Raw genomic sequence first — 290 nt, 5'->3', positions numbered from 1 at the left:
ATAATGACTTGTACTAAATTTAAATTAACTACAGTTGCAGCATTAGTTTTAGCTGCAACTAATGCCAATGCTGCGCTTTACAAGGTCGTTGAAGTCACTCCTTCAATTACAGGTGCCTCTGAAATCTATGGTGTGGCGATTCAACCTGGTGTTGCGACAGACGGAACGAATGAGCTTGCGTTAGGTTGCTTCGATTCAGCTGCAACCAACTGTACCGATAGTGCATTTAAACTTGCTGGTGAGACTCGCGATACGCTTGAAGCGGTAAGTTATCGTGAAGAAGTACCATT

At 43.1% G+C, this 290-nt stretch carries 1 pseudogene; it reads left to right on the top strand.

The window, feature by feature from the left end:
- Positions 1 to 3: 3 nt before the first annotated feature.
- Positions 4 to 290, top strand: a pseudogene (locus tag AB4486_RS22725) (GlyGly-CTERM sorting domain-containing protein); the annotation flags it as partial.

It is taken from the genome of Vibrio sp. 10N.222.55.C6, assembly GCF_041473395.1.
Classification (GTDB): domain Bacteria; phylum Pseudomonadota; class Gammaproteobacteria; order Enterobacterales; family Vibrionaceae; genus Vibrio; species Vibrio crassostreae_C.
This window is presented reverse-complemented; position numbering and strand designations above follow the sequence as displayed.